At 64.8% G+C, this 25,246-nt stretch carries 23 protein-coding genes and 1 pseudogene; 8 read left to right on the top strand and 16 right to left on the bottom strand.

Features of this window, described 5'->3' with window-relative positions; genetic code table 11:
* Positions 1 to 133: 133 nt before the first annotated feature.
* Complete coding sequence (locus tag IB267_RS25255) at positions 134 to 892, bottom strand: L,D-transpeptidase (protein ID WP_192450163.1); 759 nt, start codon at positions 890 to 892, stop codon at positions 134 to 136.
* 115 nt (positions 893 to 1,007) lie between these two features.
* On the opposite strand from IB267_RS25255, the gene IB267_RS25250 reads away from it, so the two are divergent.
* Together IB267_RS25250 and IB267_RS25245 are read left to right on the top strand one after the other, a co-directional pair.
* A complete protein-coding gene (locus tag IB267_RS25250; RefSeq protein WP_192450162.1) occupies positions 1,008 to 1,670 on the top strand; it encodes a response regulator transcription factor in 663 nt (220 codons plus the stop codon).
* Entirely contained in the window at positions 1,670 to 3,043 is a 1,374-nt protein-coding gene (locus IB267_RS25245) for an ATP-binding protein (protein ID WP_192450161.1), read from the top strand. The genes IB267_RS25250 and IB267_RS25245 overlap by 1 nt, the downstream gene beginning before the upstream one ends.
* A 70-nt stretch (positions 3,044 to 3,113) precedes the next feature.
* On the opposite strand, the gene IB267_RS25240 is transcribed toward IB267_RS25245, so the two are convergent.
* From IB267_RS25240 to IB267_RS25195, 10 genes are all read right to left on the bottom strand, one after another.
* Complete coding sequence (locus tag IB267_RS25240) at positions 3,114 to 4,784, bottom strand: ABC transporter ATP-binding protein (RefSeq protein WP_192450160.1); 1,671 nt, start codon at positions 4,782 to 4,784, stop codon at positions 3,114 to 3,116.
* The gene (locus IB267_RS25235) at positions 4,781 to 5,725 is read right to left on the bottom strand and encodes an acetamidase/formamidase family protein (RefSeq protein WP_192450159.1); all 945 of its coding nucleotides are present in this window, start codon (positions 5,723 to 5,725) and stop codon (positions 4,781 to 4,783) included. The genes IB267_RS25240 and IB267_RS25235 overlap by 4 nt, the downstream gene beginning before the upstream one ends.
* 59 nt (positions 5,726 to 5,784) lie before the next feature.
* Positions 5,785 to 7,404 carry an ABC transporter substrate-binding protein gene (locus tag IB267_RS25230; protein WP_192450158.1) on the bottom strand — a complete coding sequence of 540 codons (1,620 nt, stop codon included), beginning with the start codon at positions 7,402 to 7,404 and terminating at the stop codon, positions 5,785 to 5,787.
* 29 nt (positions 7,405 to 7,433) lie between these two features.
* A complete protein-coding gene (locus tag IB267_RS25225) occupies positions 7,434 to 8,354 on the bottom strand; it encodes an ABC transporter permease (protein WP_192450157.1) in 921 nt (306 codons plus the stop codon).
* A gap of 1 nt (position 8,355) precedes the next feature.
* Positions 8,356 to 9,204: an ABC transporter permease gene (locus tag IB267_RS25220; protein ID WP_192450156.1), complete on the bottom strand. Its 849-nt coding sequence runs from the start codon at positions 9,202 to 9,204 to the stop codon at positions 8,356 to 8,358.
* A complete protein-coding gene (locus IB267_RS25215) occupies positions 9,204 to 9,785 on the bottom strand; it encodes an ANTAR domain-containing response regulator (RefSeq protein WP_192450155.1) in 582 nt (193 codons plus the stop codon). The genes IB267_RS25220 and IB267_RS25215 overlap by 1 nt, the downstream gene beginning before the upstream one ends.
* Positions 9,782 to 10,918, bottom strand: a complete 1,137-nt coding sequence (locus IB267_RS25210) for a transporter substrate-binding protein (RefSeq protein ID WP_192450154.1) — start codon at positions 10,916 to 10,918, stop codon at positions 9,782 to 9,784. Before IB267_RS25210 ends, IB267_RS25215 begins: the two co-directional genes overlap by 4 nt.
* A 305-nt stretch (positions 10,919 to 11,223) precedes the next feature.
* Complete coding sequence (locus IB267_RS25205; RefSeq protein ID WP_192450153.1) at positions 11,224 to 13,716, bottom strand: TonB-dependent receptor; 2,493 nt, start codon at positions 13,714 to 13,716, stop codon at positions 11,224 to 11,226.
* A gap of 92 nt (positions 13,717 to 13,808) precedes the next feature.
* On the bottom strand, positions 13,809 to 14,750 hold the full coding sequence (locus IB267_RS25200; RefSeq protein ID WP_192450152.1) for a FecR family protein: 942 nt from the start codon (positions 14,748 to 14,750) through the stop codon (positions 13,809 to 13,811).
* Positions 14,747 to 15,271: an RNA polymerase sigma factor gene (locus tag IB267_RS25195; RefSeq protein WP_192450151.1), complete on the bottom strand. Its 525-nt coding sequence runs from the start codon at positions 15,269 to 15,271 to the stop codon at positions 14,747 to 14,749. The genes IB267_RS25200 and IB267_RS25195 overlap by 4 nt, the downstream gene beginning before the upstream one ends.
* 280 nt (positions 15,272 to 15,551) lie before the next feature.
* Between IB267_RS25195 and IB267_RS25190 the strand changes: the two genes are divergently transcribed.
* Positions 15,552 to 15,986, top strand: a complete 435-nt coding sequence (locus tag IB267_RS25190) for a GFA family protein (protein ID WP_192450150.1) — start codon at positions 15,552 to 15,554, stop codon at positions 15,984 to 15,986.
* Between the two features lie 159 nt (positions 15,987 to 16,145).
* Here the strand turns inward: IB267_RS25190 and IB267_RS25185 are convergent.
* Positions 16,146 to 17,707: pseudogene (locus tag IB267_RS25185) on the bottom strand (SulP family inorganic anion transporter).
* A gap of 415 nt (positions 17,708 to 18,122) precedes the next feature.
* Between IB267_RS25185 and IB267_RS25180 the strand changes: the two are divergent.
* Positions 18,123 to 18,440 (top strand): potassium channel family protein, encoded by a 318-nt coding sequence (locus IB267_RS25180; RefSeq protein WP_192450149.1) that lies wholly within the window; start codon positions 18,123 to 18,125, stop codon positions 18,438 to 18,440.
* Between the two features lie 49 nt (positions 18,441 to 18,489).
* On the opposite strand, the gene IB267_RS25175 is transcribed toward IB267_RS25180, so the two are convergent.
* The 3 genes from IB267_RS25175 to IB267_RS25165 form a co-directional block, all read right to left on the bottom strand.
* Positions 18,490 to 19,092 (bottom strand): nitroreductase family protein, encoded by a 603-nt coding sequence (locus IB267_RS25175; RefSeq protein ID WP_210336006.1) that lies wholly within the window; start codon positions 19,090 to 19,092, stop codon positions 18,490 to 18,492.
* Positions 19,093 to 19,154: 62 nt separating this feature from the next.
* Positions 19,155 to 19,370 carry a hypothetical protein gene (locus IB267_RS25170; RefSeq protein ID WP_371742633.1) on the bottom strand — a complete coding sequence of 72 codons (216 nt, stop codon included), beginning with the start codon at positions 19,368 to 19,370 and terminating at the stop codon, positions 19,155 to 19,157.
* A gap of 211 nt (positions 19,371 to 19,581) precedes the next feature.
* Positions 19,582 to 19,776 carry a hypothetical protein gene (locus tag IB267_RS25165; RefSeq protein ID WP_043612968.1) on the bottom strand — a complete coding sequence of 65 codons (195 nt, stop codon included), beginning with the start codon at positions 19,774 to 19,776 and terminating at the stop codon, positions 19,582 to 19,584.
* A gap of 106 nt (positions 19,777 to 19,882) precedes the next feature.
* Here IB267_RS25165 and IB267_RS25160 point away from each other — a divergent pair, with 106 nt between their 5' ends.
* The 4 genes from IB267_RS25160 to IB267_RS25145 all read left to right on the top strand — a co-directional run bounded on the left by IB267_RS25160 (position 19,883) and on the right by IB267_RS25145 (position 24,667).
* The gene (locus IB267_RS25160; RefSeq protein ID WP_192450148.1) at positions 19,883 to 20,782 is read left to right on the top strand and encodes a LysR substrate-binding domain-containing protein; all 900 of its coding nucleotides are present in this window, start codon (positions 19,883 to 19,885) and stop codon (positions 20,780 to 20,782) included.
* Positions 20,783 to 20,913: 131 nt separating this feature from the next.
* Positions 20,914 to 21,738 carry an N-formylglutamate amidohydrolase gene (locus tag IB267_RS25155; protein ID WP_192450147.1) on the top strand — a complete coding sequence of 275 codons (825 nt, stop codon included), beginning with the start codon at positions 20,914 to 20,916 and terminating at the stop codon, positions 21,736 to 21,738.
* A complete protein-coding gene (locus IB267_RS25150; RefSeq protein ID WP_192450146.1) occupies positions 21,735 to 23,612 on the top strand; it encodes a flavohemoglobin expression-modulating QEGLA motif protein in 1,878 nt (625 codons plus the stop codon). Before IB267_RS25155 ends, IB267_RS25150 begins: the two co-directional genes overlap by 4 nt.
* An 8-nt stretch (positions 23,613 to 23,620) precedes the next feature.
* Positions 23,621 to 24,667, top strand: coding sequence for a glutathione synthetase (locus IB267_RS25145; RefSeq protein WP_192450145.1), 1,047 nt, complete (start codon positions 23,621 to 23,623; stop codon positions 24,665 to 24,667).
* 42 nt (positions 24,668 to 24,709) lie between these two features.
* On the opposite strand, the gene IB267_RS25140 is transcribed toward IB267_RS25145, so the two are convergent.
* Positions 24,710 to 25,186, bottom strand: coding sequence for an RbsD/FucU family protein (locus tag IB267_RS25140; protein ID WP_192450144.1), 477 nt, complete (start codon positions 25,184 to 25,186; stop codon positions 24,710 to 24,712).
* Positions 25,187 to 25,246: the final 60 nt, after the last annotated feature.

The following is a 25,246-nucleotide window of genomic DNA, read 5'->3' as shown; positions in this document are numbered from 1 at the left end:
GGAGGCCCAAGGCTGTTGGGCCGAACCGTGACCGAAATGTGGTGAAAATCTTTCTTTGGCGTGGATCGCTTGCGCGAGGCGGGACTCATCTTCGAAGTGTTGCAGAATTCCCGCGCTCGCCGCCTGCGCTCGCCTAACCGATCGCCATGTCGCCCTTGGTCGGATCCGGAATGACGACAATGGTGCTGCCGTCGCGGACTTGATCGTGAAGGTAGACGACATCCTGGTTGAGTAGACGAATACAGCCGGAAGAGACCGCCTTGCCGATCGAAAACGCCTCGGGACTGCCATGGATGCGGTAGAGCGTGTCCTTGCCGTCCTTGTGGATATAGAGCGCCCGGGCGCCGAGCGGGTTCTTGATGCCCGGAGGCATGCCGCCATTGGCGATGCTGTAGGGTTCGAGCTTCGGCTGACGCGCCACCATCTCGTCGGGCGGCGTCCAGCGCGGCCATTTGCGCTTGTAGGCGACGATCGCCCGGCCCGACCAGGCAAAGCCTTCGCGCCCGACGCCGATGCCGTAGCGCATCGCCCGGCCGCCCGGCAGTACGTGATAGAGGTACTTCGCCGGCGTATCGACGATCAGCGTACCGGGCCGCTCGCTGGTCGGATAGTCCACCTCCTGCCGCCAGAACTTCGGATCGACCTCGGCGATCTTCACCTCGGGGATCGGAAACTGCTCGTCGGGCATTGCATAGTACATCGGCGGCACCGTGCGCCCGGCTGCCGGGCGGACGGGCGTTACGGCTGCCGGCACCACCGCCGGCGTCGGGCGGGCGGTCGCGCAGCCGGTGACAAACAGCGAGGCCACGCCGACGACGAGGCTGCGGCGGGTCAGGGTGATGCCGGTCTTGTGATCGGCCGTGGAAGAAGAAGGCTCGTGTGCTTCGGTCATATCGGGCATTCAACGATTCGATTGTTGCAATGCCGCCTCAGAGGGAAGTCCTACCTTAAGGCTGCCTTAAGGGAGCGGTTAAAGGATCACGCTCTCAGAAATGTTAGGAGAAGCGATGCGAGTCCTGATCGTCGAAGACGACGATATCCTTAGAGACGGCCTGAAGGTCGGCCTGGCGCTTGCGGGCTTCACCACCGATGCCGTCGGCACCTGCGACGCGGCCGCGACGGCGCTTGCCGCCAACGGCTTCGACGCGGTCGTGCTCGACCTGATGCTGCCCGACGGCTCCGGCCTCGACATCCTGCGGGACCTGCGCGCCAGGCAGAGCGACATTCCGGTGCTGCTGTTGACCGCACGCGACACCGTGCGCGACCGCGTCGCCGGCCTCGATACCGGTGCCGACGACTATCTCGGCAAACCCTTCGACCTCGACGAGGTCGCCGCCCGGCTTCGGGCGCTGGCGCGACGCTCGAGCGGCCGGGCAACCGCCGCGCTGGAATGGTCGACGCTCAGGCTCGATCCGGCCAAGCAATCGGTGGAACAGGCGGGCAAGCCGGTGCAGCTGTCGCGGCGCGAATACTCCATCCTGCATACGCTGATGGCGCACCCGGGGGTGATTTTCTCCAAGACCAAGCTGGAGGACAAACTCTACGGCTGGCAGGAGGAAATCGAAAGCAATGCCGTCGAGGTGCACATCCACCATCTGCGCAACAAGCTCGGCCCGGGACTGATCGAAACCATCCGCGGCATCGGCTACCGGCTGGGCGGAGCCGGCTGATGCAATCGCTGCGCGCCCGGCTTTTCGCCATCCTCCTGATCACGACGGGCCTTCTGTGGCTGTCGGCCACCGTCTGGATCTTCCTCAGCACCCGCGCCGAAGTGGAGCGCGTGCTCGACGCGCGGCTAATGGAGGCGGCGCGCATGGTGAATTCGCTGATCGTCAGCCCCGACATGATGAAGGAGGAAGGCGATACCCCCGTCAGCCGCCCGGCGCAGAGCGCGATCCGGATCCCGCTGCTCGAGCACCCGCATTACGACCGCCAGCTTTCCTGCCAGATCTGGTCGCTGGACGGAACACTGATCGGCAAATCGGACAGCGCGCCCGACACGACGCTTGCGCCCCATGCGATGGGCTTCTCCGAAACGGTCATCAACGGTGAGACCTGGCGCGTCTTTGCGGTGGAGAATGCGAGCCTCGGCGTGCGCGTGCTCGTTGGCGACAACCTGCGCATCCGCGACCGGCTGGTCAACGACCTGGTCAAGGGGCTGCTGCTGCCGGCGCTGCTGATCATTCCGCTTCTGGCCGTCTTGATCTGGCTCTGTGTCGGGCGTGGCCTCGCGCCGCTGCGCAAGCTTGCCGGCGACCTTGCCGCGCGTGAAGCCTCCGACCTGCACGCGATCGAGGACACCGGCACGACGCGCGAGATCAGCCCAGTCTTGAAGTCGCTGAACGGCCTTTTTGCCCGTGTCGCCGGCGCCCGCGAGCGCGAGCAGAATTTCATCGCCTTTGCCGCCCACGAACTGCGCACGCCGCTCGCCGGCCTGAAGACGCAGGCGCAGGTGGCGCTCGCCAGCGACGACGGAGAAATCCGCGAAAAGGCGCTCGGACAGATCGTCGCCGGGGTGGACCGCACCGGCAAGCTGGTGCGGCAATTGCTCGACATCGCCTCGGTCGAAGCCACCGAGAGCGCCAGGCCGGCAGCCGGCTTCGATGTCGGCGAGATGCTGGCAAGTCTCAGGACCGAACTTGCCGGTCAGCCCCATCGCGCCGATGTCGTCATCGACGCGGCGATGTCCGGTCTGCGCATCAACATGGATCCTGACCTCTTTCGGCTCGCTGCGCGCAACCTGCTCGAAAATGCCGTCAACCATTCGCCACCGGGCGCAACGGTTCGCTGCCACGCCGAGCGTCGGGACCAGTATCTGGTGATCGCGATCGACGACGAGGGCCCCGGAATCCCCGAAGAGGAAATGCCGCGCGTGACCGAGCGCTTCTTCCGCGGCCGGTTCAAGGCGGCCGCCGGCAGCGGGCTCGGCCTCAGCATCGTCGAGCGGGCGCTTGACCGCACCGGCGCCGAACTCGAACTGCGCAATCGACCGAGCGCTGGGCTCTCGGCCCGCATCGTGTTGCCGCAGGCCCTCGCGCAATGAGCGAGCCGGATTGTTTCGAGCAGCAGCGGGATGCGGGCGAAAACCGCACCCACCTTCTTCTGATATCGCTCTAGGCGCTTTTGCGCATCGGCGGGTCCGGCAGCGGCACCGCGGCCATCAGCGCCCGGGTATAGGCGTCCTGCGGATCCTCGAACACGGCGCGGCGCGTTCCCATCTCGACGATGCGGCCGCCGCGCATGACGGCGACATGGTGTGACATCCGCTCGATCACGGCCATGTCGTGCGAGACGAAGAGATAGGCAAGGCCCATCGTCTCCTGCAGTTCGAGCATCAGGTCGAGCACGCGGGCCCGAACAGAAACGTCGAGGGCGGCCACGCTTTCGTCCGCGACGATCACCTTCGGATTGACCGCCAGCGCGCGGGCAATGCAGATGCGCTGGCGCTGTCCACCCGAGAACTCGTGCGGATAGCGGCTGGCGGCATCGGGCCCAAGGCCGACACGGCGCAACAGGTCGGCAACGCGATCCGTGCGTTCGCTGCGATTGCCGATGCCATGGATGAGCAGCGGCTCGGCGATCGCAGCACCCACCGCCATGCGCGGATCGAGCGAGGCATAGGGATCCTGGAAGATCATCTGCGCGGACCGGCGCACCGGACGCATCTGGCGCTGCGACAGCGCGCCGATCTGCTGGCCGTCGATCGCCACATCGCCATCGAATGGAATGAGGCCGAGCACTGCCTTGCCGGTGGTCGACTTGCCCGATCCGCTTTCGCCGACGAGCCCCAACGTTTCGCCGGGGAAGATGTTGAAGGAAACGTCGCTGACGGCGGCCGCCTGTTTCTTTCCGCCCAGAAGGCCGCCCGGTTTCTTGCCGTAAAAGACGGCAAGGTCGCGCACCGAGAGGACCGGGCTTGCGGTGCGCGGGACCGCTGCCGCAGCCGCGGCGGCGATACGCGGTGGGCCGTCGGTGCCGGCATGCGCCCCGAGCCGCGGCACGGCCGCCAATAGCTCCTGCGTGTAGCGCTCGCGCGGCGAGCGGAAGATCGGCAGCACGTCGCCCTGCTCGACGATGCGGCCCTGCTGCATGATGACCACGCGGTCCGCCATCTGCGCGACCACGCCCATGTCATGCGTGATGAGTACGATCGAGGCACCGAATTCGCGCTTCAGCTCCTTCATCAGCGTCAGGATCTGCGCCTGCACGGTGACGTCGAGCGCCGTCGTCGGCTCGTCGGCGATCAGCACCTTGGGTCGGCACGAGAGCGCCATTGCGATCATCACCCGCTGCCGCATGCCGCCCGAAAGCTCGTGCGGAAATTGCGTCATGCGCCGCGCCGGCTCGGTGATGTGCACCGCATCCAGCATGCGCAGGGCGACGGCGCTCGCCGTTCCTCCCTCGGATCCCTGATGTTCGCGGATGGCCTCGGTCAGTTGCTCGCCGATCGACATCACCGGATTGAGCGATGTCATCGGCTCCTGAAAGACCATGGCGACATCGCCGCCGCGCACGCTGCGCATTGCGCTGTTGGAGAGCTTCGAGAGTTCGCGCCCTTCGAGCTTGATGCTGCCGGAGGCGATCCTGAGCGAGGCTTTCGGTAGCAGCCCCATGACGGCAAGCGACGTCACGGATTTGCCCGAGCCGCTCTCGCCGGCAATGCACAGCGTCTCGCCGCTCATGAGGTTGAAGCTGACCGCATCAAGGACCCTTCGCGGTCCTTGCGGCGTCAGTGCATCGACGCAGAGGCCATCGATGCCGAGCACGGGTACTGCCGTTGTCACGAAAAGACGATCCTCGGGAAGTAGAAGGAAACGACCCAGTTCGGCTGGTCGACGATTTCGCTGATCCTGAGATCGCCGCAGACCGAGCAGAGCAGATAGGCATCGACCGGGCTCAAGCCGTGTTCGGCGCCAAGCAGGTCGATCATGCGCATCAGGCTTTCGCGCGCGCCGGTCATCAGATCCGGGCCGATGCCGGTTGTCACCTCATAGCCGGCGGCATCCAGATGACGGGTCACCGGACCCGGCGTTGTGAAGCGGGGGCTTGCGAGACGCGCGTCCTTGACGAGCTCGATCGTGGCTTCCACCTCCATCTGGCTTTCGATCGCCGTGCCGCAGACCTCGCCATCGCCCTGCGCCGCGTGCGTGTCGCCGATCGAGAACAGCGCGCCCTCGACCTCGACGGGCAGATAGAGCGTGACGCCCGATGTCAGATCGCGAATGTCGAGATTGCCGCCGACCCGGCGCGGCGGCACGACGGAATGCAGGCCGGGTTCTGCCGGTGCCACGCCGATCGTGCCGGCAAACGGCTTCAGCGGCACGCGCCCGCCCGGCCCATAGAGCGCCGGCGCCATGGTGTTGGCATCATAGGACCACATGTGCAGCGCCGGATCGGTGAACTGATCGGCGAGCAGGCCGAAGCCCGGAATATTGGCCGTCCAGCCTACACCCGAGGGAACGAAGCGGCGGATCGTCACTTTCAGTGCGTCGCCGGGTTTTGCGCCCTCGACATAAACAGGACCCGTCACCGGGTTAATCCTGTCGAAATCGAGCGAGGCCAAAGTCTCCAGCGTCGAGCCGGCGCCAAGCTGGCCGCCGGAGGAATCGAGGCATTCGAAATGGATGGTCTCACCGGGCTTGGCGATCAGCGTCGGCTTGAAGTCGCGGTTCCAGCCGAAATGGTGCTTGGCGCGATGGATGGTGTGTGTGCAGGCAACGCACATGGACTCTCTCCCAAACGTAAGAAAGGCTCCCCGAAAACGCGTCCCGGGGAGCCCGCCGCTTATTGCTTCACGAAGATGGCGTCGTAGTTGATGACCCGGGTCGGATCGACGTAGATCTCGCCCTCGCCGCCCATGCGCGGCGACTTGGCGACGACGCGGCGCTCGTTGGTGACGGGAACCCAGGGCGCATCGGCCATGATGTCGGTGAAGATCTTCCCCCACTCCGCCTGGCGTTCGGCAGCCTTTGCCGGATCGGACATGGAGTCGGCTGCGACCGCACGCTTGTCGAGCGCCTCGTTGCAGTACCACGACCAGTTCCAGCCGCCCTGGACCGCACCGGAGCAGCCGAGGATCGGGCCATAGAAGTTGGACGGATCCGGGAAGTCGGCGATCCAGGCCATGCCGCCCGACCAGATCATCGGCGCCTCGCCTTCCGTGCCGCCAGCGGCGATGACGTTGGCCTGGGCGAGCGCCCGAACTTCCGCCTTGATGCCGATGGCGGCCAGATCCTGCTGGATCGCCTGGGCGATGCGCGGCTGCGGGTCGGTGTTGGTCGAATAGAGCACCGTCTCGAAGCCATCGGCATGCCCGGCTTCGGCAAGCAGGGCCTTCGCTTTCTCGACGTCATAGCCATAGCCGGTGAACGCCTTGTCGTAACCCGGCATCAGCGGCGGCAGCGGCTGGTTGGCGGGCGTCGCGCGACCATTGAGGATGCGGGTGATACGCTCCTTGTTGATCGCCATGTTGACGGCCTGGCGAACCTTGACGTCGTCGAAGGGCTTCACCTTGGTGTTGAGCGTGACATAGCCGGTATGCAACTGCTGTCCGTCGACGATGATCTCCGCGCCCTCCGGCGAGTTCTTGATTTCGAGGAATTTGGCCGGCGGGATGCCGTCACCGGCAATGTCGACCTCGCCCTTCTGCAGGCGCAGCAATGCCACCAGCGGCTCCTGGCCAACCTCGACCGTGAACTTGTCGATGCGCGGCATGTCCTTGACGAAATAGTCGGGGTTGCGCTCGAAGGTCAGGCTCTGGCCGACGGTCCAATCCTTGAGGATGAAGGTGCCGGAACCGACCGGCTTCTTGCCGAAGTCGCCGGCGGCGGCTTCGACCGCTTCCTTCGGCACGACCGAGGCGAAGTTGACGGCGAGCACGTGCAGGAAGGTCGCGTCCGGACGCGACAGGTGGAAGACAACGGTCTGATCATCCGGCGCTTCGATGCCTTCCAGCGTTGCCGCCTTTCCGCCCGACAGGTCGTCGAAGCCCTTGATCGCGCCGAAGAAGCCGGCGCCCGGACCTTGGGTCTTGGGATCGACCGCGCGTTCGATCGAATACTTCACGTCCGAGGCGACGATCTCGCGTCCGTTGGTGAATTTCACGCCCTTGCGCAGCTTGAACGTATAGGTCAGGCCATCCGGCGCGACCTCGAAGGTTTCGGCGAGCGACGGCACCAGCTCTGTGGTGCCCGGCTTATAGTCCATCAGGCGCGAGAACAGGCTCTTGATCATCGACCAGTTGACCCAGTCGTAGCCGATGGCGGGATCGAGCGTGGCGATATCGTCCTTGTAGGTGATGACGATGTCGCCACCCTGTTTCGGCGCGTCCTGTGCGAGGGCCGAGAGCGGTGCTGCGAGCAGTGCCGCAGCGACGGTTGAAGTACGAAGCCAGCTTTTGAACATTGTTGTTCCCCTTTTTGGTTGGTTTCGGATTAGCGGGCGCGGATGCGCGGATCGATGAGTGGGGCGACGAGGTCGGCAAGGAGATTGCCGAGTACGATCGCCAGCGCGGAGACGAGCGTCACCCCCATGATGATCGGAATGTCGACCTGCTGGATCGCCTGCCAGGCGAGCTGTCCGATGCCCGGCCAGCCATAGACGGCCTCGACGACGACGACCCCGCTCATGAACTGGCCGATATCGATGCCGATCATGGCGATGACGGGCAGAAGCGCGTTCGGCAGCGCATGGCGAAAGATGACGCGGAACGACGATAGACCCTTGGCGCGTGCGGTGCGCACATAGTCCTGGTTCAAGACATCGATCATCGCCGAGCGCACCATGCGTGCATACCAGCCAGCGCCGAGAATGCCGAGCGTCAGGGCCGGCAGGACCACATGGGCGAAGCTGCCGAAGCCGCTCATCGGGAACCAGGCGAGCGTGACCGCGAAGACATAGAGCAGCAGCAGCGCAGCGACGAATTGCGGCGCCGAGACACCGACGAAGGACGCCATCATCACCAGCCGATCGACGAAACTGCCGCGCCGGATGGCCGCGACGACACCGAGAAACACCCCAAGCAGGACTTCGACGAAGATGCCAGCCGCCATCAGGATCAGCGTTGCCGGCAGGCGCGCCGCGATCAGCGTGCCGACATCGGTCTTCTGCGCATAGGAGCGGCCGAGGTCGCCCTGCACCAGCCCCTGCAGATAGCTCCAGAACTGCACGAGCAGCGGCTGGTCGAGCCCGAGTTCGCGGCGGATATTGGCGACCGTCTGCGCCGTGGCGCTGCGCCCGGCGATCATGCGGGCCGGATCGGCCGGAAGCGCGTAGAGCAGCAGGAAGGTGATCGCGGCAACGCCGAGCAGGATGAGCGCGGTCTGGACGAGACGGCGCAGCAGGAGAAATGCCATCTCAACCCCTCCCGCGCTGTGTCGGGTCGAGGATATCGCGAAGGGCATCACCAACCAGGTTGAAGGAGAGCGCGGTCAAGAGGATGACGGCGCCGGGGATGAAGACCAGCCAGGGGGCAGCCTGAAAGTAGCTCTGGCTTTCGAAGATGATGTTGCCCCAGGAGGGCGTCGGCGGCTGCACGCCGATACCGAGGAAGGAGAGCGTCGCTTCGAGCAGCACCGTCGTCGCGATCCCGAGCGTGCCCCAAACGATCGCCGTCGGCACCAGATGCGGCAGGATGTGGTGAAAGAGAATGCGGCCGTGTCCGGCACCGAGCGAGCGCTCGGCGAGGATGAAGTCGCGTTCGACGAGGCCGCGGGTCTCAGTATAGACGATGCGGGCGACCTGGACCCAATTGACCAGCGCGATCACCATGGCAACGATCCAGAGGCTCGGGCGAAGCAGGGCCGCAAGAACGATCGCCAGCAGCAGCGCCGGGAACGCCATCATCAGATCGGTAAAGCGCATCAGCGCATTGCCGACCAGACCCCGCATGTAGCCCGAAAGAATGCCGATCATGAGACCGATCGAGACGGCGACGCCGTTGGCAACGAGGCCGATGACGAGCGAGGTTCGGGCGCCGTAGAGCAGGCGCGAAAAGAGATCGCGGCCGAGCGTGTCGGTACCGAGCAGGAACTGCGCGCTCGGCGGCAGCGGCGCGCCCTCGAGCGTCAGCCCGTCGAACATCTGCTCGTCCGGGCTATAGGGCGCAATCAGCGGCGCGGCCAAAGCGAGCAGGACGACAAGCGCCACGACGACGAGACCGAACAGCGCTGCCGGCTGCCTGAGCATGGATTTCAGAACCTGCATCAACCGGCCTCCGGCAGCGGCTCGGCACCGCCGAGGATGGAACCGGCGACCTGCTCCATCGACAGGCGCTTCTTCATCGCGCAATTGCGCAGGATGCCGTAGGCGCGCTCCTCGTCGACATGGCAGGCCTGGCCGATCTTCTGTACGGCGGCATGAACGAGCGGGCGCATGCGCACGCGTTCTTCAAGATGGGCGACCTTGTCGGCAACGGCCCGGCGTTCCTGGTGGATGCCGACGGCCATGACCAGTGCCGGATAGACCGCCGACGAGGCGACGGGTTTGGCGATGATGGCCGCAGCCCCCTGCCCCATCGCCCAGGCGACTCGGCCCGGCGCTTCCGAGCCGAGCAGGGCGATCAGTGGCCGCGGCGCCTGTTCGTCCTTCCAGGGCAACAGCCCGCTCCAACCCTGGTCGGCGTCGACGAGGATGATGTGGGGCAGGTCGCGCGCATCAAGCGGCTGCCATTGCACGGTGACGTCGAAGCCGAAGAGCTTGAGCTGTCGCACGAGCCGCTCCGTCGTCTGGTCTTCGCGGTGCAGGATCGCCGCACGCCAGCCGGTGAAGTTCGGTGTTTCCCTCATGAGACGATCCGCAATTGGGGCGCCTTGCGCTTGCGCTGGCCGGTCAGATAGGGGTCGGCGGCAATCGACGGCAGCGACGTGACGATGTCGAAGCCGCCGTCGTCGCTGATGCGGCCGAGATGGAACGGCAACGCCGCATGGTGGGTCTGCGGATCGATCCTGAGCGGGCCAAGCACGCTTTGATGCGGCGCGGCCGAAACGAGCTGCGTGATCGTCGCGGGGTCGTCGGCGCCCGCCTCGATGATCGCCTCGGCGCAGAGCTTGACGGAAGCATAGGCGCTGGCAAACAGGCTGGAAATGCGCCGCCCGGGTCCGAAGCGACTGGCGACGCGCAGCTTGAAGGCCGCATTGTCGGGCGAGACCACCGTGTCGAAGTAGGAAGCGGCGCACAGCTGGCCGGTCGCAACCCCGAGGCCGATATCCGTCAACTCGCATTCCTGCAGGTCGCAGCTGACAACCGGGCAATTTTCCGGGCGGAAGGCGGGATTGCGTTCGGCCAGCGTCCGGATCGCCGCATGGAAGGCGTAGCTCGAAGGGCCGACGAGGTTGTTGAGGATGAAGCTCGGCCGACGCTGCTCGATTTCGGCAACGATGCGCTCGACCGCGGTTTCCTCGAGCGGCAGATAGCGCTCGCCGAGGATGGCACCGCCGGCCTCCTCCACCAGCTCGCGCGCCAGGCGGTTCATTTCCCAGCCCCAGACATAGTTGGCGCCGATCAGATAGGGCCGGTTGCCGAAGCGCGGCAGCAGATAGTCGAGCAAGGGCAGCAAATGCTGGTTCGGGCAGCCGCCCGTATAGATGACGTTGTCGTTGGCTTCGAAGCCCTCATAGGGGCACATGTACCAGAGCAGGCCGTCGTGCTTTTCGACGAGCGGAATGACCTCCTTGCGGGCGAGCGAGGTTATGGTGCCGATGATGTGGCGGCATCCGTGGTCGCGCAGCAGCGATCTGGCGCCTTCGAGATAGCGGTCGATATTGGCTTCCGGATCGATGAAAACCGGTTCGATCCGGCCCGGATGGCTTGCCGCGATCTCCTCGATCGCCAGTTCCGCGCCGTCGCGACAGTCGCGGCCCATCGTCCCGTAGGGTCCGGTGGTCGAATAGAGGATGCCGATCTTTACCGCGCCGCTCATGTACCCGCCAAAAACCAAAAACCCCACGACGCCGTGCCCATCGAAGATGGGGGCATCATGGGGCCAAACTGCCCGTCGACCATCGAGGTCATGTGAATGGATTGATCATGCTCAATCTGAGAGCATGATTAAGATACGGGCAATCGACGACTGTCAAGCAAGGATTGGCAAGCTCATACGCGATTGTGCGCAACTTTACACACAGAGCCGGGCGGAGCCTCGCAATCAAGCGCCACTGCTGCGTGGAGGGACGTACGAAGAAATTCGACCGGCCCGCATGCGAACCGGTCGAGCCTCCGTGACGGTCAGAACTTGCGGCTGATCGCGATCTTGAAGTTGCGGCCGGGCATCGCCGAGATCCCGTCGCTGAGGTAGGGCTCGTAATATTTGTCGAAGATGTTGTCGACGGCGAGATGCACTTCGCCGCCTTCCATGAAGCCCGATGTCGGCGTCCAGTCGAGGAACAGGCCATGCACCGCATAGCCGGCGCTCGGGGGCCGCGCATAGGTCTGTCCACCCTGGTTGTAGGGCGTGCGGTTCTGGTCGTCGACGAAGGTGCCCGTCCAGCCGAAGGCGAGATCCCGGTCCGGCACCTTGATCCCGGCCGTCGCGATCACGGTCAGGGGCGCCAGATCGTTGATATAGGTGTCCGGCCCCCAGACGTTGTTGACCGCTCCGGTCCGCTCGCCGGTCATCCAGGACACGCCGAGATCGCCGAACAGGCGCTCGGTCTCGTAATGCGCCTGCCACTCGATACCGCGGATATCGTAGGACGGCGTGTTCCAGTAGAACGGCACGTTGCCGGTAACGTCGGCGAGGTTGGCCGTGCCGAACCGGCGCGTTACCGGGTTTGAGACGTGGTTATTGTAGACCGAGATGCGCGTCGACAGCATGTCGTCGGTCGTCAGCACGTCGTTGAAGCTGAAGTCGACGCCGATGTTGAAGGTACTGTTGCGCTCGACCTCCAGGCCGCGGCTGGTGCCGGACGCCTTGGTGAGAGCGCTCTGGGTCGAATAGAGTTCGTCGATGTTGGGCACGCGCATCGCATAGGCCCAGTCGGCGAAGAACCGCACCGACGGCGTCGCTTCCCATGCCAGGCTGATCGCCGGCGTCACGCCCTGGTGGGAGACTGCGGAATAGTCGTGGCCGGCCAGCGGATTGTTGAATCGCGGCGCCGCGTTCGGCACGCCCTTCGAACGCACATGGTCATAGCGCAAGCCGGGCGTCACGGTGAACGTGTCGGTCAGTTCGATCCGGTCGCGAACGAAAGCGGCAAAGGTCCTTTGCGTGCCCTCCGGCATGAACCACGGGGCGTAGTAGCCGTAGTTGTACTGGGCCTGGGTGCGGTTGGCGATGTCGTACATCCAGATATCACGGTCATGATCGAGGTACTGAATGCCATAGTTCAGGCTGTGCGACAGGCCGCCGAGCGAGAAATTGGAGGTGTTCTCCGCTTCGAACTTGATGTCGGTGTAGGTGGCGTCGTTTTCGTAGCCGCCGACGGATGCGCTGGGATTGAGCCCCGGAATGTCGGGCCGCCTGGCATGCTGGCCGGTCGACGAGAAGCTTCCCATCATGCGGTAGTTCACCAGGTCGCTGTCGCCGGTGTAGGTGTAGGTGAGCGTCGAGGTGAAATCCTCGATTTCGCGCCAGGTGAGCAGCCGGCGCATCGCTTCCTTGTAGCCGTAGCGGGTGATGTTGTAGTCCGACGGCGCCGACTGGCCGCGGATGGCGGCCACGGGTCCCCAGTTGTCGTTCTGGCCGTAGGCGACCGTGCCCCTGATCTCATGACCGTCATATACGGCACCGACATTGGCAAGCAGGGAGGTCAGCTTCGAGTTGGAATAGTTGTAGACCTCTCCGCCGCCGACGCGCATGTCGTCGCTCTTGCGCCACGTGCCCGCCAGAAGGCCGTCATAGGTGATCGGGCCGCCGAAATCCGACTTTCCGTAGAGCGCGCCGGTTTCGAGAAACTGCTTGTTGGCGCTCTGGAAACCGGACTTGGCCCAGACGCCCCATTCTTCGCCCGGCCGGAGCATGTCGGCCGCGTCCTTGGTTTCCATCAGCACCGTGCCGCCGAAGCCGCCATTGCCGTAGCGCACCGACGTCGCGCCTTTTTCGATCTCCACGCGCTTGAGCAGTTCGGGCTCGATGAAGACGGTGCCTTGATCGTATTTCTCGAAGTTCTTCGGCGCGCCGTCGAGGATGATGCGAACGTCCGACTGCCGGGCAAAACCGCGAATGGCGAGCGTCTGTCCTTCGAGGCGCACGCCACCGCCCATCGACACGCCGGGCGTCTTCTGCAGCAATTCCGGAAGGCTCGATGCCTGTGCCTCTTCGATATCCTCGGCGTCAAGAACCGCGATGTTCGGCGCACGGTCACCGTCCTTGGCGTCGCCGCGGGCGACGATGGGTGCGAGCTTCGTGCCTTCGCCGTCTGCCGGCGGCGCGGCTTCCACGGCACCCATCAGCTTCACCGTCGAGCCGCCGACGAAGCGATAGCGAACACCCGTTCCGCTCAGCAGCCGCGCCAGCGCCTCTTCGGCCGTCATCTCGCCGGAAAGGCCTGGCGTGGTGACACCTGAGGCGACCGAACTGTCGAACACCACCTGCAGCTTGAGCTGCGCGGCCAGGCGGTTGAGGGCGGTCGTCAGTTTGCCCGCGGGCACGTCGACCGGGTACCGCAACGCATCTTGCGCGAGCGCGACAGTCGTGGTGAGGGCAAAAACGGTGCCTGCCATCAGCAGGTTGAAAATTCCGGATTGGCGGCGGCGGCCGGTCGCATTCGAATATGGCATGATGGTTCCAGACAGAGAGATGGCCGAAACGGCCGGGGTCTGGTTTCTGGACGAACGAGGTGCCGGTTCAGGGATACCTGTCCTCGATTTTTTTAGCGAAGGATCGTGACGTAGGGTCCAATCCGGGTGACCTTGACGTCGAAGGCTTCGGCAAGACCTTGCAATGCGCCGACAGGATCGGAGAGATCGAAGCTGCCGGAAACCTGCCTGGCGCCGACGCCGGCATCGGCGATCAGGATCTTGCCGGGAACGTAGCGCCCGATTTCCTCGACGACCGAGGCGATCGTGCGTTCCTCGAAGACCAGGCGCCCCTGTCGCCATGCTGCCGCCACGAACGGATCGATCGGGGTGATATCGCCGAGCCGGCCGTCATGGTCGTAGCGGACCTGCTCGTTGACCGCGATGCGGCGCGGCAGCATCGCCGCGTCGGTCGCGACCGATACCGCGTGTTCGATCACGGTGACGCTGGTGCCGTCGTCGGTAAGATTGACGTCGAATGCAGTGCCCAGTGCGGTCGTCGTGCCGCCTCCAGCCTCGACGACAAAGGGTCGGCTGCTGTCGGCTGCGACCTGGACGAAGGCCTCGCCACGCAGCAGTACGATCCGCCGCTCGGCGGAATTGAACTGATAGGCGACGGCCGACTGGGCGTTGAGCTGCAAGGTCGAGCCATCCTCAAGCGCAAGGATCGGCCGTTCGCCCTTGCCCGCGATGACGTCCGCCCGCACCCACATGGGGCCGTCGAGCGCAAGAAAGAGGCAGGCGCCGATGGTTACGACGGCCGCGAGCGCGGTAACGGTTTTTCGCCGCGTCCCGGTCGCTGTCACAGCCTTTTGGGCAAATTCCGGTTCGCGCCGGATCAAGAGCGATGCGTCGCCGATCGCCCTTTGGGCGCGGGCAAAAATCTCGGCATGGGCAGGATCCTCCGCCCGCCAGCGTTCGAAGGCGAGCCGCAACGCTTCATCGCCGGGATCGCCCGTCAGGCGGACCAGCCAATCCACCGCCTGCTCGCGCATCCTCCTGTCGCGCGCCGTCACAACACCTCCTCCAACCGGTCGAGGCAATGCAGATAGGCCTTGCGCAGATGCCGGTCGACCATGTTGCGGCTGATCCCTGTGCGCATGGCGATTTCGTCCGAGGTGAGGTTGCCGATGCGGCTTGCGAGAAAGACGCGCCGCCGCTGCAGCGACATCTCCATGATCGCCCTCTTCAGGATCGTCAGCCGCCGGGGAAGATCGATGTTGGCGTCGGGTGCGGCGATATCGCTGGCGACCGCCAGCGCGTCTTCTTCGCTGCCGGAGAAGAGCTTGAGCTCGAAACGGTCGCGCCGCAGCCGGTCGATGCCGAGATTGGCGCAGGCGCGGCGCAGAAACGCCCTCAGCGAAGACTTGCCCTCAAGCGGCGTGCGCCGATCGACCAGCCGGACATAAAGCTCGTGCACGACCTCGTTTGCGGTTGCCGCCTGGTGACCACGTCGCCGCGTCATCGCGCAGAGCTCGTCGTAGTAGGCCACGATCGCGTCGTCGAGCATCAAATGCGAAGCTGATTTCTCTGGCATGACAATTTTCAAGGCCGATCCGGAGCCGTCGGCAGAGCAAAGATGAGAGACATGGCGCGGCGCGCACGAGGCAGCGCCGGCGTTCATTAGCGCGTCCTCGCAGCACACACAACAAATATGAGTATTGTACTCATCTTTTATTTCCGAAACCGGCGGCAATGCAACTAGCTCGAAAGGAGGCGTTGACCTCAGGGCTCAGAGTGAGACCCTCAGTCAGGGTTCACGCCGGTGATCCGCTAGAGCCAGATTTCCGGGTGACAAGAGCCGAAAGGAGAAAGTCATGGCAGGAAACGGCAGCCTCAACGGAAAGTGCTTCTGCGGCGCAGTCGAGATCGAAGTGAGCGGCGATCCGGCCGCCATGGGCTATTGCCATTGCAGTTCCTGCCGCAGCTGGTCGGCAGGTCCGGTCAACGCCTTCACGCTCTGGCCACCGGAAAAGGTCAAGATCGTCAAGGGTGTGGACAATCTCGTCGGCTACCAGAAGACCGCGACGAGCGTACGCAAATGGTGCAAGGCCTGCGGCGGGCATCTCATGACCGAGCATCCGCTCTGGGGTGTCACCGACGTCTTTGCCGCGGCAATCCCGTCGCTGGCCTTCAAGCCGATGCTGCACGTCAACTATCAGGAAACGGTGCTGCCGATGAAGGACGGCCTGCCGAAATATCGCGACTTCCCGCCGGCCTTCGGCGGAACGGGCGAGATGATGGCGGAATAGAGCGCAAATTCGCGCGGAAGACCGCTGCGCACTTTTCCTGGAATTGGCCTTCCTGTCGCGCAATTCCGGACGGAAAACCGCTGCGCACTTTTCCTGGAATTGGTTTTCCTGCTCCGCAATTCCGGACGGAAAACCGCTGCGCACTTTTCCTGGAATTGCTTAGGCCGGCGCGGTGCCGGCCAGATAACGCTGCAGCGCCGTGCGGGTGTTGACGAACAGGCGGTCGGGGCCGAGTTGGTCGGCAAAGCCGGATGCGCGCGCACATAGGCGAGCACATCCGGGTTCAGTTCGGACAGCCAGACGGTAACGCCCTGCCCGCTGATGCGCCGCTCGCCCTCCATCATCATCTGAAGCGCCGAATATTCGATGTCGATCACCCGGCTCATGTCAAGCACGAGCACCCTTGGCTTCTGCTGCGCGACCAGCATCTGCGCCTGGTCCGCCACCTGCTGGGCATTGGCGAAGAAGAGCCGGCCCTCCGGCCGGATGATCAGCAACCCCTCGAAGGTCTCATCATCGGGGTGCTCGGGCGAGAGCGGCCGCAGCCGATCGGTTCCGCGCTTGCGCCCGACGACATAGACCTTTGCTGAGGCCGCCTGGCGGGCGAGTCCGATGAAGGACAGCACGATCGCGACGATGATGCCCTGCAGCGTGCCGAAGAAGAGCACGCCGAGGAAGGCGGCCAGCGCCCAGTGAAACTCCATCAGCCGGACCTTGCGGAAGGAGAGGAAATCCGCCGGCTTGATGAGCCCGACCGAGTAGACGATGACGATGGCCGCAAGGACAGCCTGCGGCAGGAGACCGAGCAGCGGCGCCAGCACCAGCATGGTCGCCGCCGCGGCTGCCGCGGTGACCAACGACGCCATCTGGCTGTGGCCGCCGACAGCCCGCACCACGGCGGTCTGCGACGTACCGCCGCCGGCGCTCATGGCGGCGAAGAATGCACCGGCGAAATTCGCAGCCCCCGTCGCCAGCAATTCCCGGTTCGCCCGGATCGGCGGATCAGACGGCGCGGCAAAGGCGCGGCCGGCGGCAATGGTTTCGGTGAAGCTCATCAACGCGATGCCGAGCGCACCCGGCAACAGCTCCTGGACGAGGCCGAGGCTCGGAAGCGTCAGCGACGGCAGCGATTGCGGGATGAAGCCGACGGTGGAGACGCCGAGCGCCTGCAGCCCGGCAAACCAGGAAAGCGCGATGGCAGCGGCCACGGCCAGAAGCGGCGCCGGCGAATGCGGCCAGAGCCGTTCCACCGCCAGCAGCACCACAAGCGCCGCGGCTGCAATCGCGAGCGTCAGCATCGAGGTCTCGGACAGGTGGCCGACGATGCTGAGGATATCGCGGAAGAAGCCTTCCTTGGTGATGTGGATGCCGAGCAGCTTCGGCACCTGATCGAGCACGATGACGAGGCCGATGCCGGCCTTGAAGCCGATCAGCACCGGCGACGAGATGAAGTTGGCGACGAAGCCGAAGCGCAGCAGCGATGCGAGGAAGAGAAGCGCGCCGGTCAGGGCGGTCAGCGTCGCGGTTGCCGTCAGGAGCTTGGCGGGATCGCCGTCGGGGACGGCAAGGCCGAGCTGCGTGCCGGCAAGGATCGCAAGGGTGGTGGTCGATGAAACGCTCAGGACGCGGGAGGTGCCGAGAAGCGCATAGATGATCATCGGCACGAAGGCGGTGTAGAGACCGACGCTGACGGGCAGGCCCGCGACCGTGGCATAGGCCATCGCCTTGGGCAGGACAACGGCGGCGGCCGTCAGGCCTGCGATCACGTCGAGCCGCAGGCCAGCGGAGAGACCGCGGCCGTCGCCGGCAAGTGAATGCTCATGCGATGCCAACGGGATCGTCCTTCGGCAGGAGATTCATGAGATTATTCTAAATCGATAACACTCGGCCAAAGCGGTTGCAAGAAATGCAATTGTCCGCATCGTACCTTACCTGCCGACTGGCAAAACGGGCGCTGGAAGCCGTCCCGACTCAGGTCTATCCTGATCGCGGCAGCTCGCGTCGAGAGGGGATTTCGCCGACGGGAAACGGGCCAGGGGTGGAGCGTCACGAGGGCGTGGCTGGTTCGCATCGGGCCTACCCGCGAGAGGGAGGAATGCGGTGGCAGAGTCTCAACGCCGGCGGCAGACGAAAAGAATGCGACGCCGGTTTTTCTTCAATCTCTACCAGCAGCTTCAGCTGCTTTGGCCGATCTTCTCGGCGATCCTGATCGTGATGGTCGGGGCCGGTATCATCATCTGGCGTATCGAAGACTGGCGGCTCGACGAGGCGCTTTACTTCACCTTCGTCACGGGCCTGACCATCGGCTATGGCGACATCACGCCCAAGCATCTGAGCGCGCGGGTGCTGGCACTGGTGATCGGCTTTTCCGGCATCGTCCTGACCGGCCTCGTGGCAGCTGTCACCGTGCAGGCGCTGAACGAGACCAGTCGGGATGAGAGCGACGACCCCTGAGAGGTCGGGCCGGCAAGCCCCACCTCCCCGCGGTACCTGGTTTTAAGGATCAGCCAGCGACGAACCGGCCTTCCGATACGATCTCCGACAGAGCCTTGCGCGGGCTAGGCTGCTCGCGCTGCTGCAGCGCTTGCGGCAGCAGCGCCTTGTCGCCGAGGCGCCCGATCGCGACGGCCGCTTCGATCCGGAAGTTCTCCGGCACGCCAAGCTCGGCGCGCGCTCGCTCATAGTCGAGACCGGCCATGCCGTGCGCCTGCCAGCCGGAATGGGCGGCCTGCAGCGCCAGCGCACCCCAAGCGGCACCGGCGTCGAAGGAATGGGTGTAGGACGGCACTTCCTCGCTGGCGCCCGGTGGCAGCAGAGAGGTCTTCGACAGCACGAAGATCAGCGCCGAGGCCTCCGCCGCCCAGCTCCGGTTGAATTCGTTGAGGAGGCCGAGCAGGCTCTCCCAGCCCTCGCCGCCGCGGCGCGCATAGACGAAATGCCAAGGCTGGGCATTGTAGGCGGACGGCGCCCAGCGGGCAGCCTCGAGAATCTGAAACAGTTCGGACTCGGAGATCTCGGCACCCGAATAGGCGCGCGGAGACCAGCGCTCGAGGAAAAGCGGATTGATCGCATAATCTGCGACGCGGGAATTCACATGCAATGTCATGGGGATGTTCCATTCATCGACGGCGTTCCGCCGTCACTTGGGGTCATTGTTGGCGGGTTTGATCACCGACGGCCAAAGCTTTGATAGCGATCGCAGCGGCTTTTCAAGGTCGAAATCTCCTCGGAGAGTTCGGCGATACGGTCCTTGAGTTCGTGGACCGTGCCATCCTCGATATCCTCGAAACCAAAACAATCGCGTGCCTCGTGCAGTTCCAGCCGGCCCTGCAGGACCTCGCGGATCGCACTCAAACGCTCATATTGCCGCAGCATGCTCATCATGGACCTCATCTCAGGCGGCCGCCGCAAAGCTGCGTCGACCGGACATTACCGAGATTATCCACTTAACTAGTAGATTAAAGGAATTCTGACCCAAAGAGCAGGCGGGTCGTGGAAAACTGCTCCCCGACGACGACGACGCGTCGCGGGCATGAAAAGACCCGGGCGGTGGGAGGGCCGCCCGGGTCTTTCGAAATCAAGCGATAGGGCGAAATCACGTGGTCGGGAGGTCGTGCCCCTCGGGGCGGTTGCCGTCGAGAAAGCCCATATCCCGCTTCAGGTGATCCGACAGATCCCTGACGTCGACGACATCGGTCGTCCGGCTCTTCCTCGCGAACAGGAACGCCAGCCAGGAACCGACGGAAAAATCGTTTGTCGACGAAAAACTACGTACTTGAATGGTTGTCATAGCCGTCATCCTCTTCATCAATCCGTCTAATGGACGGACCTTGAAAATGGTTGTGGGCGGCATCAACTTCCAATCGAATATCGGTCACCATGCATAAGGCCATTTAATGCATAAGACACTTCCGCTCCCACCATTGACGGCGATACGCGTCTTCGAGGCGGTCGCGCGCCATGGAAGCTTCACCAACGCCGCAAGCGAACTCGGCATGACGCAAGCCGCAGTGAGCTATCAGATCAAGGTGCTCGAAGATCGGCTCGGCGCGCCGCTGTTCCTGCGCCGCCCGCGCCAGATCGCGCTCACCGAGGTCGGCCAGCGGCTCGCCCCCGTGGTGACGCAGGTTTTCGAGCAGCTCAGCGAAGCCTATGTGAACGCGCGCGGCGGCGCCCAGGGAACGCTGGTCATCAGCACGATCGCGACCTTTGCCTCCAACTGGCTGGCGCGGCGCCTCGGCTCGTTTCAGATCGCCCACCCCTCGCTTGCCGTGCGCCTTCAGACCGAGCCGCATCTCGTCGACTTCAGCCGCGAGGAGGTCGATATCGGCATCCGCTCGGGCCGCGGCGCGTGGCCGGGACTTGCGGCCCACCGTCTGATCGACGCCGACTTTTCACCGATGCTGAGCCCGGGCCTTGCGGCCAGCATCGGCGGCGTGAAGGAACCGGCCGACCTGCTGCAGCTGCCGCTTCTCGACCCCGGCGATCCCTGGTGGGCGCGGTGGTTTGCCGCCGCCAACGTGCCGGTGGAAGGGCTTGCGAGCCGGCCCGGCGCCAGCATGGGCGCCCAGGTCTATGAGGGGAATGCGGCGACCGCCGGACAGGGCGTGGCGATCCTGACGCCGGCCTTTTTTGCCACGGAACTTGCCGACGGGCGCCTGATCCAACCCTTCGATCTGCTCTGCGACGAGAGCCAGGCCTATTGGCTGGTCTATCCGGAAAGCCGGCGAAACTCCCCGAAAATCAGCGCCTTCCGCCAGTGGATTCTCGGCGAGATCGGCCAGCAGAAACGGTGAAGACCGCTGTCGGAGCAGAGTGATCTTGCGTCTCGACGGCCTCCGGGAATTTTCCTCGGCTCCGGAACCCTTCGGGCCACCGGGGAGTTGCACCCCCGTAGCGACCAGAGCGAGGGAGTGCCGGAGCGAAGATGCCAAGCGAGCCGACGGAACAGTTCCGCTCAGCCAGCGAAACCACCTGGTGGACCGTGCAACGCGGCGACGGGCCAATCGTCGGCACCGCGATCCACAACGGGCATGCCATGCGCGGCGACGCCCGCGCGCTCACCGCCCTGACGGACGAGGAACGGCTGCGCGAGGAGGATCCGTACACGGAATTCGTCATCCGCGATCTTGCCAACCGCATCGTCGTTCACAGGTCCCGCTTCGAGGTCGATCTCAACCGTGCCCGCACCGGTGCGGTCTATCTTCAACCGGCGCAAGCCTGGGGCCTTTCCGTCTGGCGGGAACATCCGCCCGTCGAGATGATCGAGGCGTCCCTCGCCGTCCACGACGAATACTATGCCATGCTGCATGCCATGCTGGCGGCGATCGAGCGCCGCCACGGTCGCTTCATCGTGCTCGACATGCACAGCTACAACCACCGGCGACAGGGACCGGAAGCGGCGCCCACGGCCGCCGACCAAGCCCCGGAAATCAACATCGGCACCGCCTCGATGGATCGAGCCAGGTGGGCCGGTGTTATCGATACGCTGATGTCGGTGCTCAGGGGCGCGCGTATCGACGGCCGACCCGTGGATGTGCGCGAGAACGTCGCCTTCCAGGGGCGCGGAGAGCAGACGCGCTTCATCCACGAGCATTTTCCCGAGACCGGCTGTGCGATCGCGATCGAATTCAAGAAGACCTTCATGGACGAGTGGACCGGCAAGCCGGATATCGAGGCGCTTCGTTCACTGCGGACGCTGGTCTGCTCGCTCGTCCCGATCCTGACCGAAACGCTGGCGAGGCAGCGATGACGGAGGAGAAAGCGGCACCCACGAGTTCGGCTCCGGTCTGGCTCGACGAAGCCATCGGCCGGCTGACGGAGGGCCGCGCCGTCCGGCGGGACTTCGGCGAGGGTGGGCGGCTGCACATCGACCGCCTCGTTCCCTTCCTTTGCGTGCACATCGCCGCCGGGCACCAGCAGCCGGTGGCGCGCGACATCGCCCAGGCGAACGCCGCCTATCTGCTGGCGCCGGACATCGATACTGCCGCCGCAATCATCGAGCGCGTCGGGCGGGTGATCGAACAGCGTCTCGGCCTGTTCATCGTGCTCGAATTCGGCGAGCTCGAAAGCGACGATCCGCCCGCCAAGGACGCACCCTTCCTTCCGCCCTTCTTGATCGAGGTGGTCGCCGGCGCGCGCGCCGCCGAACAGGTCGCCGCCAAGGCCTTGATCGAGACGGCGGCGACGATCGAAGGCAAGTTCCGCACGCCGCATGTGACGCTCGTCGAGCGCCCGACGACGACAGGCCGAAAGGCGCTTGTGCCCGACTATCCGCATCTGACGGTGCGCTTCGCGCCGATCTACTGCGAGCCGGGAACGCGCCGCATCTATCCGCAACTGCGCGAGCGGCTGGTCGCGAGCGTCTTCGACGCTGGGCTGAGAGCCGTTGCCGCTTTCGCCCGCGCAAAATCGGACGATTTTCGACTGCCGACGCACCGCGCTTTCGGCCGAAAGGCCTTCGTCGATGCCGTCGTGCGCGCCGACCGCGGCATCGACGAGATCGCGTCGAGCTTCGACTTCCTGCTGGCAGTAACCCCCATCAACGCGGAAGCCGCCTGGGCGGAGTTCGCCTCAGGCGGCTTCTCCAAGAGCCCGCGCCTCTACTACCGCCCGCTGACGCTGCAGATCGAGACGGCCAAACGGAAGCTCTTCTCGCTCAATTTCGAACACCTGGAAGATCCGCTGCTCTATGCCCTCTACCGGGAAAAGCAGCAGGAGGTCGACCTGCAGCTGTCGATGATCTCGGCGCGGGAAACCCGCACCTTCGTCGAGTTCGGCCGCGCCCTGTACGGCCCGGTGGAAGCCACGCTTCATGACGCCGCCTCCGAAATCCTGGCACGCACGGCGCCCGATCCCGACGCCCCGTCATCGAGCGCCGACAGGCGCGATTGCGGGTACATAAGGGAGCGCGCCCAGGCGATGATAACGGCCTATCGGCGCCAGTCGGCCGATTTTTCCGCCTCCATCGACATCCGCGACGACCTGCCGGCCGGCCTGCTCGTTTCTCGCGGCCAGCTTTTGATTGCCAGGAGTTCCGCGCTCGACGCCGATCGCGTCGAGGCGCTGCTCAACCACGAGATCGGCGTGCATCTGCTGACCTATTTCAACGGTTCTGCCCAGGGACTGCGTATCCTCCGCTCCGGACTGGCCGGTTACGAAGGCATGCAGGAGGGGCTCGCTGTTTTTGCCGAATATCTGAGCGCCGGCATGACGATCGACCGGTTGCGCGTGCTGGCAGCACGGGTCGTCGGCTGCGCCGCCATGCTCGACGGCGCACCCTTTCCGCAGACCTACCGGCTGCTCGTCGACGGACATGGCTTTACCGCCGCCGAAGCCTTCAACATCACGCTGCGCATCTATCGCGGCGGCGGGCTGGTCAAGGACGCGATCTACCTGCGCGGCCTGTTGCAGCTTCTCGATCATCTGGCCCGCGGCGGCAGTCTCGAACCGTTTTGGATGGGCAAGATCGCCGCCTCGCATTTCAGCGCGATCCAGGAGCTCAGCCTGCGCGGCCTCCTTGGTGCCGCAGCGCTCCGCCCTATCTTTCTCGATGAGGTCAAAGCGCGCGACCGACTTCAGCGAGCCCAAGGGGGACTGTCCCCGCTCGACTTGATCGCAGAGTAGGAAACCGAATGCGCATTGCCTTTCTCGTCAACTCCATCGAGGGCGAAGAGACGTTCTATGCGACGACGTCGCTGGCGCTCGCAGCCCTCGCCCGCGGCCACGAGATCGCCTACGTCACGCCCGGCGATTTCGTTCTGGCACCCGACGGCCGACTGATCGTCCATGCGCTTTCTCTCGGAACGGCAAAGCCGCGCACGGCCGAAACCTTTATCGCGGCGCTGCGGAGCGACGCAACCCGGCGCGAGGTCCTGGACATTACAGACATCCAGATCCTCTTTCTGCGCAACGACCCTTCGGAGGACGCCGCCACACGGCCCTGGGCGGCCCAGGCCGGCATCATCTTCGGGCGGCTCGCCGCCGAGCGCGGCGCGATCGTCGTCAACGATCCGGACGGATTGGCCGCAGCACAAAACAAGCTCTATCTGCAGGGTTTTCCCGAGGTCGTCCGTCCGACCACGCTGATCACGAAGCACATGGAGGAGGTCCGGTCCTTCCTCGACGCCCATCCCGAGGGCGTCATCCTGAAGCCGTTGCAGGGCTCCGGCGGCAAGAACGTCTTCAAGGTCGGCTCCAGCCATGAAACGAACCTCAACCAGATCTTCGAGGCCGTCAGCGAGATGGGCTATGTGATCGCGCAGGAGTACCTGCCGGCAGCGAAGGAAGGCGACGTCCGCCTGTTCCTGATGAACGGCCGGCCGCTCAAGCGTGGCGATACCTACGCCGCCGTGCGGCGCGTTCCGGCGGAAGGCGAGCTACGCTCCAACATGCATGTCAACGGCCGGCCTGTCGCCGCCGTCGTCACCCCGGCGATGCTCGCCGTCGCCGAGGAGATGCGCCCCAAGCTGGTGCGCGACGGCATGTTCCTGGTCGGCCTCGACGTCGTCGGCGACAAGCTGGTGGAGGTCAATGTCTTCACACCCGGCGCCCTGCCGGAGATCGCCGAGCTGACCTCGATCGAGTTCAGCGAAGACATCGTCGCGGAGCTCGAACGGAAGGTCGAGATAAGGCGCGCCAATGATGGCGTGCTTTCCAATCGGGAACTTGCGACCCTTTGATTGGCGGCGCCCGCCGCCGGCGACTATTCCCCAAGGTGGCTCTCACTCGGCGACGGCCTCGTCCCAGTGGCTGGCTGGCGACACTACGCCCTTGGTGAAGAGGAAGCTGCCGAAGCGGCGCGCCTCGCCCGTGACGATGACGCAATAGGCGCGCTTGGCTTCCTCGTGGAAGGCGAAACGCTCGATCGCATACATCTTCGAAAGAGGACCATCCGCGCGCGCGACCTCGGCCTGCACCTCGCGCTGCACCTCCGGCAGCTCGCCCGCCGCCCCGTCCGGCGTCAACCGCGCCGCCGAAGGCTGCAGCGGCGTGTCGAGCGGCATGACGGAGAGGATGGCGCGCACCGCACGCGCGGCCGAGACATTCGCAATGTGCAACGGCAGACCGAGCCGGGTGTGGCGGGCGATGGTGTCGGCGGGAAAATTCGCGTCAACGATCGCGATCCGGTCTCCATGTCCCATTGAGCGCAGCGCGTGCAGCACGTCGGCGTTCAGCGCCGGATCGATGTTCTTGAGCATCAGCCTAACCTTCCTAATTGCTTCTGCGTGGAGCCAGGCCGCAGAGATCCCCGCGGGCGG

Source organism: Ensifer sp. ENS09, from assembly GCF_014852425.1.
Lineage (GTDB): Bacteria > Pseudomonadota > Alphaproteobacteria > Rhizobiales > Rhizobiaceae > Ensifer.
The sequence above is the reverse complement of the archived record's forward strand: the minus strand, read 5'-3'. Positions and strand labels throughout refer to the sequence as shown.

What these genes read in the sequence shown, in the direction of transcription:
- IB267_RS25255 (WP_192450163.1), bottom strand. Translation starts at nt 892, where the DNA reads ATGACCGAAGCACACGAGCCTTCTTCTTCCACGGCCGATCACAAGACC.
- IB267_RS25250 (WP_192450162.1), top strand. Translation starts at nt 1,008, where the DNA reads ATGCGAGTCCTGATCGTCGAAGACGACGATATCCTTAGAGACGGCCTG.
- IB267_RS25245 (WP_192450161.1), top strand. Translation starts at nt 1,670, where the DNA reads ATGCAATCGCTGCGCGCCCGGCTTTTCGCCATCCTCCTGATCACGACG.
- IB267_RS25235 (WP_192450159.1), bottom strand. Translation starts at nt 5,725, where the DNA reads ATGTGCGTTGCCTGCACACACACCATCCATCGCGCCAAGCACCATTTC.
- IB267_RS25230 (WP_192450158.1), bottom strand. Translation starts at nt 7,404, where the DNA reads ATGTTCAAAAGCTGGCTTCGTACTTCAACCGTCGCTGCGGCACTGCTC.
- IB267_RS25225 (WP_192450157.1), bottom strand. Translation starts at nt 8,354, where the DNA reads ATGGCATTTCTCCTGCTGCGCCGTCTCGTCCAGACCGCGCTCATCCTG.
- IB267_RS25220 (WP_192450156.1), bottom strand. Translation starts at nt 9,204, where the DNA reads ATGCAGGTTCTGAAATCCATGCTCAGGCAGCCGGCAGCGCTGTTCGGT.
- IB267_RS25215 (WP_192450155.1), bottom strand. Translation starts at nt 9,785, where the DNA reads ATGAGGGAAACACCGAACTTCACCGGCTGGCGTGCGGCGATCCTGCAC.
- IB267_RS25210 (WP_192450154.1), bottom strand. Translation starts at nt 10,918, where the DNA reads ATGAGCGGCGCGGTAAAGATCGGCATCCTCTATTCGACCACCGGACCC.
- IB267_RS25205 (WP_192450153.1), bottom strand. Translation starts at nt 13,716, where the DNA reads ATGCCATATTCGAATGCGACCGGCCGCCGCCGCCAATCCGGAATTTTC.
- IB267_RS25195 (WP_192450151.1), bottom strand. Translation starts at nt 15,271, where the DNA reads ATGCCAGAGAAATCAGCTTCGCATTTGATGCTCGACGACGCGATCGTG.
- IB267_RS25190 (WP_192450150.1), top strand. Translation starts at nt 15,552, where the DNA reads ATGGCAGGAAACGGCAGCCTCAACGGAAAGTGCTTCTGCGGCGCAGTC.
- IB267_RS25180 (WP_192450149.1), top strand. Translation starts at nt 18,123, where the DNA reads ATGCGACGCCGGTTTTTCTTCAATCTCTACCAGCAGCTTCAGCTGCTT.
- IB267_RS25175 (WP_210336006.1), bottom strand. Translation starts at nt 19,092, where the DNA reads ATGACATTGCATGTGAATTCCCGCGTCGCAGATTATGCGATCAATCCG.
- IB267_RS25170 (WP_371742633.1), bottom strand. Translation starts at nt 19,370, where the DNA reads ATGATGAGCATGCTGCGGCAATATGAGCGTTTGAGTGCGATCCGCGAG.
- IB267_RS25165 (WP_043612968.1), bottom strand. Translation starts at nt 19,776, where the DNA reads ATGACAACCATTCAAGTACGTAGTTTTTCGTCGACAAACGATTTTTCC.
- IB267_RS25160 (WP_192450148.1), top strand. Translation starts at nt 19,883, where the DNA reads ATGCATAAGACACTTCCGCTCCCACCATTGACGGCGATACGCGTCTTC.
- IB267_RS25155 (WP_192450147.1), top strand. Translation starts at nt 20,914, where the DNA reads ATGCCAAGCGAGCCGACGGAACAGTTCCGCTCAGCCAGCGAAACCACC.
- IB267_RS25150 (WP_192450146.1), top strand. Translation starts at nt 21,735, where the DNA reads ATGACGGAGGAGAAAGCGGCACCCACGAGTTCGGCTCCGGTCTGGCTC.
- IB267_RS25145 (WP_192450145.1), top strand. Translation starts at nt 23,621, where the DNA reads ATGCGCATTGCCTTTCTCGTCAACTCCATCGAGGGCGAAGAGACGTTC.
- IB267_RS25140 (WP_192450144.1), bottom strand. Translation starts at nt 25,186, where the DNA reads ATGCTCAAGAACATCGATCCGGCGCTGAACGCCGACGTGCTGCACGCG.